The 13,278-nt window shown below is 61.0% G+C and carries 15 protein-coding genes and 1 pseudogene; 6 read left to right on the forward strand and 10 right to left on the reverse strand.

The features are described 5' to 3' along the window. Nucleotides 1-227: 227 nt before the first annotated feature. Entirely contained in the window at nucleotides 228-407 is a 180-nt protein-coding gene (locus tag H0V34_07040; GenBank protein MBA2491460.1) for a hypothetical protein, read from the forward strand. 15 nt (nucleotides 408-422) lie between these two features. Here the strand turns inward: H0V34_07040 and modC are convergent, their stop codons facing one another. From modC to H0V34_07080, 8 genes are all read right to left on the reverse strand, one after another. Further along, a complete protein-coding gene (gene modC, locus H0V34_07045) occupies nucleotides 423-1,547 on the reverse strand; it encodes a molybdenum ABC transporter ATP-binding protein (GenBank protein ID MBA2491461.1) in 1,125 nt (374 codons plus the stop codon). After that, on the reverse strand, nucleotides 1,540-2,241 hold the full coding sequence (gene modB, locus H0V34_07050) for a molybdate ABC transporter permease subunit (GenBank protein MBA2491462.1): 702 nt from the start codon (nucleotides 2,239-2,241) through the stop codon (nucleotides 1,540-1,542). Before modB ends, modC begins: the two co-directional genes overlap by 8 nt. Before the next feature lie 3 nt (nucleotides 2,242-2,244). Further along, nucleotides 2,245-2,985: a molybdate ABC transporter substrate-binding protein gene (gene modA, locus H0V34_07055; protein MBA2491463.1), complete on the reverse strand. Its 741-nt coding sequence runs from the start codon at nucleotides 2,983-2,985 to the stop codon at nucleotides 2,245-2,247. 70 nt (nucleotides 2,986-3,055) lie between these two features. Then, nucleotides 3,056-3,982: an ornithine carbamoyltransferase gene (gene argF, locus H0V34_07060; GenBank protein MBA2491464.1), complete on the reverse strand. Its 927-nt coding sequence runs from the start codon at nucleotides 3,980-3,982 to the stop codon at nucleotides 3,056-3,058. A gap of 24 nt (nucleotides 3,983-4,006) precedes the next feature. Further along, nucleotides 4,007-5,188 carry an aspartate aminotransferase family protein gene (locus H0V34_07065; GenBank protein MBA2491465.1) on the reverse strand — a complete coding sequence of 394 codons (1,182 nt, stop codon included), beginning with the start codon at nucleotides 5,186-5,188 and terminating at the stop codon, nucleotides 4,007-4,009. 363 nt (nucleotides 5,189-5,551) lie between these two features. Continuing rightward, the gene (locus H0V34_07070) at nucleotides 5,552-5,815 is read right to left on the reverse strand and encodes a cation transporter (protein ID MBA2491466.1); all 264 of its coding nucleotides are present in this window, start codon (nucleotides 5,813-5,815) and stop codon (nucleotides 5,552-5,554) included. Next, nucleotides 5,806-7,161 (reverse strand): HAMP domain-containing protein, encoded by a 1,356-nt coding sequence (locus H0V34_07075; GenBank protein MBA2491467.1) that lies wholly within the window; start codon nucleotides 7,159-7,161, stop codon nucleotides 5,806-5,808. Before H0V34_07075 ends, H0V34_07070 begins: the two co-directional genes overlap by 10 nt. Before the next feature lie 61 nt (nucleotides 7,162-7,222). After that, nucleotides 7,223-7,900, reverse strand: a complete 678-nt coding sequence (locus H0V34_07080) for a response regulator transcription factor (protein ID MBA2491468.1) — start codon at nucleotides 7,898-7,900, stop codon at nucleotides 7,223-7,225. Between the two features lie 142 nt (nucleotides 7,901-8,042). Here H0V34_07080 and H0V34_07085 point away from each other — a divergent pair, with 142 nt between their 5' ends. Together H0V34_07085 and H0V34_07090 are read left to right on the forward strand one after the other, a co-directional pair. Further along, on the forward strand, nucleotides 8,043-8,489 hold the full coding sequence (locus tag H0V34_07085; GenBank protein MBA2491469.1) for a PepSY domain-containing protein: 447 nt from the start codon (nucleotides 8,043-8,045) through the stop codon (nucleotides 8,487-8,489). Nucleotides 8,490-8,578: 89 nt separating this feature from the next. After that, nucleotides 8,579-8,926, forward strand: coding sequence for a cytochrome b/b6 domain-containing protein (locus tag H0V34_07090; protein ID MBA2491470.1), 348 nt, complete (start codon nucleotides 8,579-8,581; stop codon nucleotides 8,924-8,926). A 155-nt stretch (nucleotides 8,927-9,081) separates the two neighbouring features. Here H0V34_07090 and H0V34_07095 read toward each other — a convergent pair. Further along, nucleotides 9,082-9,725 (reverse strand): annotated as a pseudogene (locus tag H0V34_07095) (methyltransferase domain-containing protein). A 561-nt stretch (nucleotides 9,726-10,286) separates the two neighbouring features. On the opposite strand from H0V34_07095, the gene H0V34_07100 reads away from it, so the two are divergent. The 3 genes from H0V34_07100 (at nucleotide 10,287) to H0V34_07110 (ending at nucleotide 12,401) form a co-directional block, all read left to right on the forward strand. Further along, entirely contained in the window at nucleotides 10,287-11,432 is a 1,146-nt protein-coding gene (locus H0V34_07100) for a hypothetical protein (GenBank protein MBA2491471.1), read from the forward strand. A gap of 29 nt (nucleotides 11,433-11,461) precedes the next feature. Beyond that, a complete protein-coding gene (locus H0V34_07105) occupies nucleotides 11,462-11,743 on the forward strand; it encodes a DUF2282 domain-containing protein (GenBank protein ID MBA2491472.1) in 282 nt (93 codons plus the stop codon). Between the two features lie 256 nt (nucleotides 11,744-11,999). Continuing rightward, a complete protein-coding gene (locus tag H0V34_07110; GenBank protein ID MBA2491473.1) occupies nucleotides 12,000-12,401 on the forward strand; it encodes a hypothetical protein in 402 nt (133 codons plus the stop codon). 748 nt (nucleotides 12,402-13,149) lie between these two features. On the opposite strand, the gene H0V34_07115 is transcribed toward H0V34_07110, so the two are convergent. Next, nucleotides 13,150-13,278 (reverse strand): molybdopterin-binding protein (locus H0V34_07115; protein MBA2491474.1); only part of this gene is annotated, 129 nt, incomplete at its 5' end.

Below are 13,278 nucleotides of genomic sequence, written 5' to 3' on the forward strand. Positions count from 1 at the left end.
CCGGCGAACTCGCGGCGCGCGGTGTCGCAACCGATTGGGAAGCGCTGCGCTCTGTGATCGCGCCTGATGCTATGGGACGGCTCAAACAAACCGAGAAAAGCGATCATGATCGATCTGTGGTTGCGCTGGAAGGACCATTGAACGGCGAAACCGTCCAAGTAAGCTGGCTGCCGCGCAAGCACATTCCGGCCCTAATCAGGCGTACAAGCCCGAACGGGATTTTTACCATGCGCCTGATGCAAGCGCATGCGCCGCCGCCTCGTGACTGGTTGCCTTCTTCGCGTTGGCCGGTCGATAACTTCCGCAATGTCGACGCGGCGGACCTCGGCGACCTGGAACACGATCCCGCGATCCAGCGGCTGCTACACGCGGAATCCGTCGGCGGCGCGCACGCGCACCCTCAGTAACAGCGGCCTTTGCCGTCAGCGCGGCGATCGGGATCGATGCATAGCCGGCGTCGACGCCAGCCCCAGGCTGTGCCGGTCCAGAGAGACGGCCTTGACCAGGGCGAACACCGCCGCCCCCGGTGCGAGCTTGAGTTCGTGCGCGGCGCGGCGCGTGATGCGCGCCAGCAGAGGCGCGCCGCCGGCATCGAGCCGGAGTTCGGCGAACGGTCCTGACTCGGGACTGATCTCGGCAACGCGCGCGGGGAACACGTTCTGAATGCTCAGGTCTTTCGGCCGATGCAGGCTGATGGCCACATCGCGTGCGCGCACGTGCACCCGCACCCTGGCGCCGGGCGGCATCGCCACCCGCGGCGTCGTCAGCTCGCCGCCGCCGAAGCCCAGGCGCGTTAACTCGAAGGCTTCGTCGTGCGATAGCACCCGCGCCTCGATGATCGCGCCCGCCGCATAGCGGCCGGTCAACGGTAGCAGATCGAGCCGGCTGGTGACGTCGGGCAATGAACCCGAGGCCGCAACTCGGCCGTCTGACATGACCACCAGACAATGCGCCAGCCGTGTGACCTCCTCGATCGAGTGGCTCACGTACACGATTGGCACTCGCATGCTTTCGTTCAGGCGTTCGATGTAGCGCAGAATATCGCTCTTGCGCACCGCGTCGAGCGAGGCCAGCGGCTCGTCCATCAGCAGCAGCTTCGGGCTCGCCAGCAACGCGCGGCCGATCGCCACCCGCTGCTTTTCGCCCCCCGACAGCAGTCCCGGCAGGCGCTCCAGCAGCGGTGCGATGTCCAGCAGCGCGATGACCTGTTCAGGCTCGATATAGCGGGCCGCGGGCTTGGTAAACCAGCGCCCGTACAGCAGATTCTGGCGTACGGTGAGATGCGGGAACAGGCGCGATTCCTGAAATATATAGCCGACGCCGCGTTTATGCGCCGGCACGTGCACACGCCTTCTGCTGTCGAACAGCACCTGCCCGTCGATGACGATGCGCCCGCGCGCTGGTCTCAAGAGGCCGCCTATCATGTTGACCAGCGAGGTCTTGCCCGCGCCCGAGCGGCCGAACAGCGCGGTGACCGGCGCGTCGCTGGTAAACTTCGCGGCCAGCTCGAAACGCCCGAGCCGGCACTCGACGTCGATCTCAAGCATCGACGCCCCGCAGGCGGCCGTTGATGCGCCGTGCGAGCAGTTCTGAGGCGATCAACGCGCCCATGGAGAGCGCGATGGACAGCGCCACCAGCCGCAGCGTCGCGTCCTCGCGGCCCGGCATCTGCGTGAGTGTGTAGATCGCGATCGGCAGGGTGCGGGTTTCGCCGGGAATGTTCGAGACGAACGTAATGGTCGCGCCGAACTCGCCTAAGCTGCGCGCGAAGCCCAGAATCGCGCCGGCCAGCACGCCAGGCAGCGTCAGCGGCAAAGTAATGGTCAGAAATATCCAGATTCGGTTCGCGCCCAGGGTGCTGGCCGCGGCTTCCAGACCCCGGTCGATTGCTTCCAGCGACAGACGAATGGCGCGCACCACCAGCGGGAAACTCATGATGGCCGCGGCGATCGCAGCACCCGTCCAGCGAAACGCCACGACGATGCCGAAGGTCTGGTCAAGCCAGGCGCCGATCGGGCCCTGTGTGCCCAGCAACAGCAATAAAACGTAGCCCACCACCACCGGCGGCAGCACCAGCGGCAGATGCACGACACTGTCGAGCAGTGTCTTGCCGTGGAAGTCGCGGCGCGCCAGCAGGGTGGCGACCGCCAGCGCGGGCGGCAGGCTTAGCGCCGTGCTGACCAGACTCACACGCAGGCTGAGCAGCAGCGCGTCGGTCTCGGCCGCGCTCAGCGCCGGCATGATTCAGAAAGGTGTTATAAAACTATAGCGCCTGAAGATATCGCTTGCCTCGCGCGACAGCATGTACGCGTAGAACGCTCGCGCGCCCGGGCTGTCGCTGGCCGTGGTGATGGCTAACGGGTACTGGATTGGCGCGTGGCTGGTCTTCGGAAACGTGCCGATGATCTTCACGTTCTGTTCGGCCCGCGCGTCGGTGAGATAAACCACGCCGAGCGGCGCCTCGCCGGAGGCGACCAGCGCCAGCGCGGCGCGCACGTCGGGCGCTCTCGCGACTTTGCCTTTGACCCGCGACCACACTTTTAGAAACTTCAGCGCCTGTTTGCCGTAAATCCCGGCCGGCACATGCGCCGGGTCGCCCATCGCAAGGGGACCCTCGCCGAGCATTTCATCTATCGGCAAGCCTGCCGCCATTTCGACAGGTTCGAGTGCGCTGTCCGCCGGCGCGATCAGCACCAGCCGGTTCGATACGAGATCGGCGCGGGTAGCGGCGCGTATCAGCTCGCGCTCTTCGAGATAATCCATCCAGAGGACATCGGCCGAGGCATAGATATCCGCTGGTGCGCCGCTCTCGATTTGACGCGCCAGAGTGGAGCTTGAGGTAAACGACATAACGATGCGATCGTCGCCCTGTTTTTCATAGCGCCGGGCGACCGCGCCCAGCGCATCGGTGAGACTGGAGGCGGCGAACACCAGTACATCGTCCGCCAGCACATTGCTCGCGTGTGTAGCGCCAAGCAAGGCCATCGCGCCGGCCAGCATTACGGCGGCAAATCTCCGCATTGTATGCTCCTGGTTGTATGTCAATGGCGCCGGTTCACGCCAGCAAAAATTCCATTAGCGCCTTCTGCGCGTGCAGCCGGTTCTCGGCCTCATCCCACACCACGCTTTGCGGACCCTCCAGCACGGTTTCAGCGACTTCCTCTCCGCGGTGCGCGGGCAGACAGTGCATGAACAGGGCATCCTCACGCGCGCCGGCCATGACCTCGGCCGTGACCTGATAATCGGCGAAAGCGAGCGCGCGTTTGGACTGCTCCTCTTCCTGGCCCATGCTGGCCCACACATCGGTGACTACCAGGTCGGCGCCGTCGGCGGCGGCGCGCGCGTCGCGGATGATCTCGACCCGCGCGCCCGCGGCGGCCAGGGTGTCCGCGTCAGGATCGAATTCCCGCGGGCACGCGATGCGCAGGGTGAAGTCGAATTGGCGCGCGGCGTTGATGTACGAGTTGCACATGTTGTTGCCGTCGCCGATCCAGGCGACCGTGCGCCCGCGGATGTCGCCGCGATGCTCGAACCAGGTCTGCATGTCTGCCAGCAACTGGCACGGATGATATCGATCGGTCAGTCCGTTGATGACGGGCACCCGCGAATACGCCGCGAACTCCTCGACCTTCTCGTGTTGATAAGTGCGGATCAGAATGACGTCCACCATGCGCGACAGTACGCGCGCGGAATCCTTGATCGGCTCGCCGCGGCCGAGCTGCGTGTCGCGCGGCGACAGAAACAGCGCGTGGCCGCCGAAATGCGCCATGCCGACCTCGAACGAGACGCGCGTGCGCGTTGAGGATTTCTCGAACACCATGCCTAAGGTCTTGTTCTTCAGTGGCTCGAAGATTTCGCCGCGCCGCTGGATTTCCTTGAGCGCCGTCGCGCGCCTTACCATCGCGCGCAATTCTTCACTGGTGCAGTCCAGCAACCTCAGAAAATGCCTTACCTTGCCGGCTTCGCTGTTGGGTTCGTTCATGTATGGGCGTTCACGTATGGCCGTTCACGCGCTGGTCGTTTGAAAATCTTGTATCAGGCGCGCCAGTGTGCCGGCGATGAAGTCGATTTCGCCGCGCTCGATGATCAGCGGTGGCAGCAACCGAATGACGTTGCCGGCCGTGACGTTGATCACCAGGCCCTGCTCTAAAGCTCGGGCCACCAGTACCCGGCAAGGGGAAACCAGTTCAATGCCGACCATCAGTCCCTTTCCGCGAATGTCGATTACGCCTTCCAGCCCATGCGTTCGCTCCCGCAAGCTTGTCAGCAGGTATTCACCCGTCGCTGCGGCCCGCTCGCAAAGCTCGTCCTGTTCGATGGTCTCGATAACCGCCAGCGCGGTGCGGCAGGCCAAGGGGTTGCCGCCGAATGTCGTCCCGTGGGTGCCCGGCGTGAAGGTCGTCGCCGCGGCGCCGCGCGCCAGACAGGCGCCGATGGGCACGCCGTTTCCAAGCGCTTTCGCGATCGTGAGCACATCCGGGCGCGCCTGCTCGTGCTCGTGACAGAACCAGCGGCCGGTGCGGCACATGCCGGTCTGGATTTCATCCAGCATCAATAGCCAGCCGCGAGAGTCGCAGAGACGGCGCAGTGCGGAGAGATAACCCATGTCCGGAACGCGGATGCCGCCTTCGCCCTGGATCGGCTCCACCAGTATCGCCACCACGTCGTCGCGGCCCGCTGCGATCGCTTCGAGCGCGGCTATATCGTCATACGGTGCGCGGATGAAGCCGGGCACCAGCGGCTCGAAGCCTTGCTGCAGGCTCGGATTGCCGGTGGCGGTGAGGGTCGCCAGGGTGCGCCCGTGAAAGCTCCCGTCCATGACAATTATGGCGGGACTTTCGATGCCACGGTTGTGCCCGTACAGGCGCGCGAGCTTGATCGCCGCCTCGTTCGCCTCCGCGCCGGAGTTGCAGAAAAACGCGCTGTGCATGCGGGCGACGCCGCACAGCTTTTCGGCCAACAGCGTCTGCACGTCGATAGTGAACAGATTGGACGTGTGTACCAGGGTGCCCGCCTGCGCGCAGATGGCCTGCGTGACCGCCGGGTGGGCGTGCCCCAGTCCGCACACGGCGATACCGGCCAGCGCGTCCAGATAGCGTTTGCCTTGTGTATCCCAAAGCCACACACCTTCGCCGCGCGCGAAGCATACGGGCTGTCTGGCGTAAGTTGTCATCAGAGCTTCGTTCATCGCGCCGCAGGGGGCTACGTTCGGAAAACAGCAGCACCAGGCTGCCGCGCATTCGCGATTATATCGCCGTACCTCATATTATCCAGCGCGCCGGGCTGACGGGCGTCAGTCGGCGCTTGCGCCCCAGGAATGCATTGAGTCCCGCAATACTCGTAAGACGTGTGCAGAAACACAGTGGCCAGCAACGCGGCAACGATCAGATGCGGCCAGAAATTGCCAGTCAGCCATACCGCTGCGCCGGAAACGATAACGGCCAAATTACCGGTTACGTCGTTGCTGGAGCACAGCCATACCGAGCGCTGTTCACGTCTTCGCCACGATGGCGCTGCAGCAACACCAGACAGAGAAGATTGGCGACCGGGGTCACGGCAGCGACGGCCATGATCGCGAGCCCAGCCGGTTCGGCTGCCCCAGCATCTTTATGACGACCCCGATGATGATGCCGAGGCCGAACGCCAGTTGCACGAGCCCCTTGATGAACGCCGCGCCGGCGCGCCAGCGCAAACTTCGATACGCAACGTACAGGCTGATGACGTAGACGAGCGCGTCGCCCAGGTTGTCGGCGGAATCCGCCAGCAGGGCCGAGGAATCGGCCCACAAACCGGCCGCAAAAACGGCTAAAAACATGCGGGCGTTGATCGCCAGTACGGCTTTGAGTGTGGCCGCGCGTTAACCCCCTCGAAACGTAAAGTTACAGTAAGTCCTGGCTGAGCGTCGCTAAGCTCGAGTTTTGCCTCGTGCAACTGTGCCACGGCGCGCACCAAGCTTAGGCCAAGACCATTGCCTGGAGTAGTTCGGCTGGTTTCAAGGCGCACAAACCGTTCGAGCACCTTCTGGCGCATTTCGATCGGCACTCCCCGTCCATTGTCGGTGACAAGGACTTTTATCGCGCCATCGCTTGTTCTTGCGCCTAAGTGGATGACTCCTCCTCGCGGGGTATATTTAACAGCGTTATCGAGCAGGTTACCGAAGACCTGTGCCAGCAGATGGCGGTTGCCCAGCAAGCTCAAACCCGGCGCGACATCCTGAGTAAATTCCAGCCCTTTGTCTTCCGCGAGCGGTTGATAAAACTCCGCAATCTCGCGTGCGAGCGTGCTCAAATCAATTTGCTCCCAAGCGCTGCGCTCAGCGCCTGATTCGGCTTGAGCGATGCTGAGCAGCGCATTGAAGGTATGGAGCAATGAGTCGATGTCGGCCAAGACCTGTTGAATCGCGCTACGGTACTCGTCAACATCGCGCGGCGCTAACAGGACGACCTCCAGCCTACTGTGTAGACGATTGAGCGGACCGCGCAGGTCGTGCGCCACGTTATCGGTAACCTGACGCATGCCCTCCATTAGCCGCTGGATCTGATCGAGCATGGCGTTAAGGTTCGCCGCCAACTGATCGAACTCGTCGCCGCTCCCGGTAACCGGCATACGCTGCTCCAGATGGCCGGCCATGATCGAGCCACCGGTACGATTAATGGTCTCAATCCGGCGCAAGATGCCTCGGCTCATAACGAGCCCGCTCACCAAAGCTATTACCAGACTTAATCCCATAGCCGCCGCCAGAATTCGAAGCGCGTGCGCGTATAACTCTTCGCGCTCGTGCAGATTGCGCCCGACCAACAGGCGATACCCGCTGGGCAAGGAAATCGCCAGCATTCGTACCCTGGCATTCTCCGCTTGTCCTTCTTCCTGTTCCCATACCGAAACGTCGAGATCCGCCCATCCAAGGTTTTGATCAAGCGCCGCCGGCCATTGCAGGAGGTTGCCTGTTACGGGGGTATGGTCAGAGGTCGCGAGCAGATAGATTTGTTCGGCGTCCTCGAACGCTTGAACTCGTTGCGCGATCGTTTCACGCACGCCCAGAATTCCTAGCTCACGGTACTGCTGACGAAATTCATCGACCTCCGCCGCGACGCTTTGATCAGTCTGCTCGTCCAGGTACCTGATCGTGTTCCAGTACACGAATCCAAGCAGCGCCAGCATGGATACAATAAAGAGCGCCGCGTACAGTAAGGTAAGGCGGAACGCGCTCGTGCGGAGGAGATTAGGAGGATTCACGCAGGCAATATCCCGCGCCACGTATCGTGTGCAGCAGGGCGGTCTTGAAGCCCTTGTCGATTTTCTGGCGGAGACGACTGATATGCACGTCGATCACATTGGTCTGCGGATCAAAGTGATAGTCCCACACGTGCTCCAGGAGCATGGTACGCGTCACCACCTGGGGGCTGTGGCGCATCAGGTATTCCAGCAGACGGAACTCGCGCGGTTGCAGGCCGATGGTCTGGCTCGCGCGCTTGACGGTATGCGCCAGGAGATCGATTTCCAGATCGCTCATGCGGAGCACCGTATCCAGCGTTGCGCCGCTACCACGGCGTAACAAAGCCTCGACTCGCGCCAGCAGCTCGACAAAAGCGTAGGGCTTCACAAGGTAGTCGTCGCCGCCCGCGCGCAACCCCCGGACGCGGTCATCCACCTCGCCCAGCGCGCTCAAGATCAATGCCGGCGTCGTCTTTCCCTGCGCGCGTAAGGCCGCGACGATCGAGAGTCCCTCGCGACCCGGCAACATGCGATCCACGATCAGCGCGTCGTACGGTTCGCTCAAGGCCATGTAAAGCCCCTCGTTGCCGTCGGCGGCGTGATCCACCGCGTAGCCGCTCTCCTTCAACCCCTTGGCCAGATAACCGGCGGCCCGAGCGTCATCTTCAATAATCAGTAAACGCATGGACGAATCATAGAACACGCGCTTTGCGCACAACATTACAGATCGTTAATGAACTGGAAAGGATGCGGTAGAGCGGGAAGGCGCATTCTGCACCCATCGCGCCGAGTGGTTCGGTGCGAAAACAACCATACGGAGAATCATCATGAACCTTAACTTGATTATGTATAGCGCTTTCGCACTGAGTGCGTTGCTGGGATTAGGCAGCATAACCGCGCTTAATGCGGCGCCCCAGTCGGCGACAGCCCTTTCGGAGGAGCCAACTCAGGGCAGCATCCGGGTGAGCAAAGATGAAGACCAAGCCAACCTGGCGAAGCGCGCTGTATTGAGCGCCGCCCAGGCCGAGCAGGCGGTGGCCGGCAAGACACCTGGCAAGGTCATTGAAACCGAGCGCGAAGTCGAGAACCGCTTTCTGGTCTGGGAGGTGAAATCGGTCGCCGATGACGGCACCACCACGGAGCTTTATGTCGATGCCGGTAATGGCGAGATCGTGGCCATGGAGCAGGAGCATGACGACGATGACGACGATGACGACGCGGGCGTCGAAGTTGAAAACGAGCAAGGCAAAAACGAGGATGGGGAGGACGACTAATATTTAAAGCAGGACACTGGGCAGGTTTCGCCTGCCCAGTTTTTAACCAATTTGCTGACGTCCAAGATCACACTAATAGGGAGATATCCATGGCTATCGAAGTTCAGGCGCCCACAACTTTCTGGGATCGCAGGACGAAGCTGTTGCACTTTGGCATGGCGCTTTTTGTAACTCTGGAGTTATTCAACAGTCTTGCCATGCAGGAGCCAGAGCCGGGCAGTCCCATGACTGGGCTGGGCGGGGTTATGTTCGAGATCCACGAGTGGGCGGGCATGGCCGCGCTGGCGATCGTTCTTGTTCACTGGTTCTGGAGCTTGTGGGGGAGCGGGCGAGGCCGGTGTGCGGCATCTGTTTCCATGGGGCTCCGCGGGCCGCGGGCAAATCGGCCGGGAGCTGCGCGACCTGGCGTCGCTGCGACTGGCTACCCGCGTACTTGACTTATTAGTAGTCTCTCAACAGAGGCGCTCTATCGGATGTGCGCGCGGGAGCGCCGACTGGGTGAGAACTCGATGCAGTAGCGGTTCGCTACGATCCTGCGCTTCCGGCATCGCGCCTGTCCCACGATGCGCTTGAGCATCGTCCTGGCTAGCTGCTAGGCTTCATTCAGACTAACGACGGCGGTCATTAAACCCCACAGCCAATTGATCTTGTAGCGCTCCACGTTGCATGACAGTGTCCGACCTCCTTAAGAAGGTCTAGGCACTCGCCTTGCCGATAAACCTTGAGGTGTGCTGGCCTAAATATACGCAAGTACCAATCGCAGGCGCGGCAGGCCAAAAAGTCGCCGCACCAGTCGGTGATGACGAGCCGACCGCCTCGGCGAAGAACCCGCGCCATCTCTGCTAAAGCCGCGCGCAGTTGCCGAATGTAGTGGAACATGTTGCACGACACCACAACGTCAAACGACGCGTCCTCCCAGGGAAGTTGTTGCGCCCAGCCTTGTCGCAAATCAACTGCCGGCGGCAATCTGCGTCGCGCAATCGACAACATTTCGTTAACTGCATCAACGCCAGCAAGCGAGGCATGAGCGTGAGCGCGCGCAAGTTCCGCGAGCAATACGCCGGTGCCGCAACCGACGTCGAGCACCCGATCAGCGGGCCCGACTGAAAGACGTAGCATCGTTTCGCGTGTGGTAGCTTTCACATAAAACGACCACTTCGTGTCGTAGCGCTTCGCGATTTTGGAGTATTCGTCTACAACGGGATCGTGGGTTCGAGGTTGTTTCTTGGTGCCCATGCGAGACCTCTCTTATGCGGCCTAGCCACGTGCCGGACAAGCAAACGCACTGGGCCTACATCGAGGTCTAGCCCGCGTTCTGGAGCGAGATATAACGGCTTCGTTTGCCGGCCGATGCCTAATTACCGATCTCACCGATGTAGGCTCTCTGGCTAGCGGTGACAATAGTGCATGAGGCAATCGCGCGTCCGGACTAGCTCGCCCCTTAAACCAGAGGCAGCTGTGTTTCGGCGAGCCCTCTCATCGGCGAGTGGCTGCGAGTTGGTGAATTATCCGTCTGCACGTCCGGCGACGCTTGTGGTGGCGCAAGCCAGGCAGCAATGATCCCCACCGACGTATTTGGTGACTCCGCAGCATGTAGCGGCAGAATCAAGCTGCTCGCACAGTGTTCTGCGCGACCAGAGCAACATAACTGATTGATCTAAGGTCACTTCAATTGTGAATACTAGCAGTGGCATGGCCGATGCTCTTAGTACAACCAAGTCCGCCGTGCGAGCGCTTGAAATGGTAACAAACAACTGGAGAACGAGATGATTTACAGCCGCGAAATCGCGCCTAACGATGCTGACTGTCGTCGTAGTCGTTGCGGGGCTGCTAACAACGCCGGCGCAAGCCCTGCAGTACAACCAAGGCCGCTACGGCGTAACGCTTGAAGGCTTCGGAAATCTTGCCGGTGGCTATGCCTCAGGCGACGAAGAGATTGATGATGATATTGCCGGCTTTGGTTTTGGCGAGCTCAGGCTCTTGGCGCTGGCGGACACGGGTCACGATCTAGTGATCGGCCCGCGGGTGACTTATCGCGGCTTGGCTGGTGACAACACCGACGACTCCGCGCTCTTCGGCGAACGCAGTCTGATCTTGCTCGGTTCGTGGGGACGTCTGGAGTTCGGCGAGCGGCGCGGATTGCCTGACGTACTCACGGGCTACGCGCCGAACAACTATCAGTTCGTCTCGGCCGAGTACGGGCCAGCCTCGGGTCCGAGTCTGGATCCCGACGGCGGTCTGCAAACGGCGCTCATCGATTCCGCGCTGGCCGCACAGATCGCGCCTTTAAGCGGGCTCGGCATCACGGCCGATTTTTTCTTCGACGAATCACTCAAGGTAATTTACGTTGGACCCAAGACCAAAGGCTTTCTGCCTGGCATCTCCTATGCTCCGCACATCGACGGTGGCGACGGGCGCTTCGACGATCTGATTCAGACTGGCCTTACTTGGGAGCATTACTCGGAGCAGAACATCTTACGGGTGGGCGGAACCTATACCTACGCCGACGGGCAGCAAACAAACAGCGGCGCAACACGCACAGACGACTTGCATTCCTTCAGCCTGGGCGCGAGCGCCACGCTCGATTACGACCTAACGTTAGGCGCGAGCTTTACCTACAACGGCGATACAGGGCTTACTCGTAGCGTCGGGCTGCCGATCTCCGAATCGGCTGCCTACGGCTATGCCGCCAGCGTGAACTACAACAAGGGCCCTTGGACGGTGGGCGGGTTCATCCAAACCGCACGCGCCGAGGGTGCTACGAACCAAGCCGGCGACGACCAGTTGCATGCGCTGCAGGGCGGCGTGTCCTATCGCACCAGTACGAATGTGCGTTACTTCGCGGCCGTGTACCTGTACGAGTTTGATGACGAGGCTGGTAATACCGCCCTCGCCAATCAAGATGGTGTTGCCGCGCTGGTCCGCACCCGACTGAATTTCTAACGTCCGGAAAACCCGGAAGGAGTAGTGCCATGACAAGCGGCAAAAGCAAAGTGATTCTTGCCATTGCATCCGCGATTTCTTCGCTGACGGCAGCGGCGCAAGTTGCTCAACCCATGCACCCGGAGAAGCCTACCTACGAGTATGAGAAGTGCTATGGCGTCGCACGCGCGGGTCAGAACGACTGCTTTACCGCCAGCAACTCGTGCGGAGGGACTGTCTTCGAGGAAGGTCGTAAAGACGCCTGGATCTATGTACCGCAGGGCACCTGCCAAAAGATCATCGATGGTAGTCTCGAGCCGGTTGAAAGTTGAGCCAATGGTCTTGAGCTTTGCTGTACTTTGATCGATTCAGTGACAGACGCAGGACTTACCTGGCATGTCAGCAGCATGCGTGTAACCTTTGGTCAGTTAGAACCGAAGGAGAAGTATAGCGGTGAGTTATTTGGCGGAGGGTCAATACAGCGCTGCGCCGATACGCCTGACCGCGGCTGACACAGCATTGACTCTTTAGTCAGCTACAGGGTTATGTTGCTTAAAACAGAGTTCTCAGATCCGGAATATCGCAGTCATGTTTAAGAAGCTCATCATCGCATTGATGCTCACTGCAGCGCCCTTCGCGCAAGCGAAGGCGGTGCTGGTGTGCGCGATGATGACCAGTCAGCTCGTTGAGGATTGCTGCTGCGACCACGAACGCCGTCGCACTTGTGCAGCGTCCGAAAATGCGGTGCTGAGCCATTGCTGCTGCGTGGTGACGATTGACGCTAGCGAAGAGGCCGCCGTAAATGTCGCCGCCGGGTCAGCGCACAAGAAGCCATTCGAGAACGTTGGCGAGGGCTCGCCTGATCATGCTACCGGTCTGCAGGTAAACGCTCCCGTAGCACACCCCGTTTCGCAGACAACTCTTCTCTTCCAGTCGCATACCGACAACGGCTCGCGACTGTATTTGCTCACGGCACGTCTGCGCCTCTAACCGCCTTGCTGCGAAGCGCGATAGCGCCTGTGCGGCCTATGACGACCCGCGGCATCACCGCCGCAATCCCATTAACGTCATTGTAACGAGGCAAGTCATGAATACACACAACACTGCTAAATTCCGCCGGCTCGGCCGGAATACCCTTTTCGTCGCATCGCTGTTTGCTGCGGTTATGCAGGCGCAAGCTCGGCCTGTACTTCCCCTCTCGTTTGGTCCGCCGGAAACGAGCACCTACGACCAACCCACGGACACGCGCATCTGGCGCTACGTGCCGATCGGACCACGCGGCACTTACAGACCCGTCGTTAGGATCGTCGCCAAGCCATCGGCGCCGCCCCGCGAGGTTGTGCGCTGGGTCGGCCCGCGGGGTACCGTCCCGATCTATCGTGAGGAAGCGCCAGTTCTTTCGCCGCAGCACTGGGCGGGTCCGCGTCACGCCGCTCCGATCGGTCGCAACGGCTCATAGGGAGTAAAGGTATGGGCGGCGGTTCAGGCCGCCGCCCAATACCGAGGAGGGGGAACCTCCGCTTAGGTCAGAGGTTCTGCGGAACCGGCGCGTGCAAGCATTCTTCGCGACGACGTTTATCGGAAAGAAGGCGACTCGGCGTACACGGACCTTCACTATCATCGTAAACATCACAACGTTCATTGCTAAGCTTTAAGGGCCGCACCCTGCTGTTGCGCGAGTGGATCCAGATTATCCGGATGCACCATCCGCTAACCGGCAGCATCTGAGCAGAAAATGCTAAATCCCCGCATACCATTCATAGCCCTGATCTTCCCAATAACCGCCCTTGCCGCCCGCGATATGGTCGAGCGAATCTACCAGCTCGATCCGCATCACGTACTTGGCCATCTTGTAGCCTAGCTGGCG

It is taken from the genome of Gammaproteobacteria bacterium (genome assembly GCA_013696315.1).
GTDB lineage: Bacteria > Pseudomonadota > Gammaproteobacteria > JACCYU01 > JACCYU01 > JACCYU01.

What these genes read in the sequence shown, in the direction of transcription:
- modB (MBA2491462.1), bottom strand. Translation starts at nt 2,241, where the DNA reads ATGCCGGCGCTGAGCGCGGCCGAGACCGACGCGCTGCTGCTCAGCCTG.
- H0V34_07105 (MBA2491472.1), top strand. Translation starts at nt 11,462, where the DNA reads ATGACAAGCGGCAAAAGCAAAGTGATTCTTGCCATTGCATCCGCGATT.
- argF (MBA2491464.1), bottom strand. Translation starts at nt 3,982, where the DNA reads ATGAACGAACCCAACAGCGAAGCCGGCAAGGTAAGGCATTTTCTGAGG.
- H0V34_07085 (MBA2491469.1), top strand. Translation starts at nt 8,043, where the DNA reads ATGAACCTTAACTTGATTATGTATAGCGCTTTCGCACTGAGTGCGTTG.
- modA (MBA2491463.1), bottom strand. Translation starts at nt 2,985, where the DNA reads ATGGCCTTGCTTGGCGCTACACACGCGAGCAATGTGCTGGCGGACGAT.
- H0V34_07080 (MBA2491468.1), bottom strand. Translation starts at nt 7,900, where the DNA reads ATGCGTTTACTGATTATTGAAGATGACGCTCGGGCCGCCGGTTATCTG.
- H0V34_07065 (MBA2491465.1), bottom strand. Translation starts at nt 5,188, where the DNA reads ATGAACGAAGCTCTGATGACAACTTACGCCAGACAGCCCGTATGCTTC.
- H0V34_07070 (MBA2491466.1), bottom strand. Translation starts at nt 5,815, where the DNA reads ATGTTTTTAGCCGTTTTTGCGGCCGGTTTGTGGGCCGATTCCTCGGCC.
- H0V34_07040 (MBA2491460.1), top strand. Translation starts at nt 228, where the DNA reads ATGCGCCTGATGCAAGCGCATGCGCCGCCGCCTCGTGACTGGTTGCCT.
- H0V34_07110 (MBA2491473.1), top strand. Translation starts at nt 12,000, where the DNA reads ATGTTTAAGAAGCTCATCATCGCATTGATGCTCACTGCAGCGCCCTTC.
- H0V34_07100 (MBA2491471.1), top strand. Translation starts at nt 10,287, where the DNA reads ATGCTGACTGTCGTCGTAGTCGTTGCGGGGCTGCTAACAACGCCGGCG.
- H0V34_07075 (MBA2491467.1), bottom strand. Translation starts at nt 7,161, where the DNA reads ATGCTGGCGCTGCTTGGATTCGTGTACTGGAACACGATCAGGTACCTG.
- modC (MBA2491461.1), bottom strand. Translation starts at nt 1,547, where the DNA reads ATGCTTGAGATCGACGTCGAGTGCCGGCTCGGGCGTTTCGAGCTGGCC.
- H0V34_07090 (MBA2491470.1), top strand. Translation starts at nt 8,579, where the DNA reads ATGGCTATCGAAGTTCAGGCGCCCACAACTTTCTGGGATCGCAGGACG.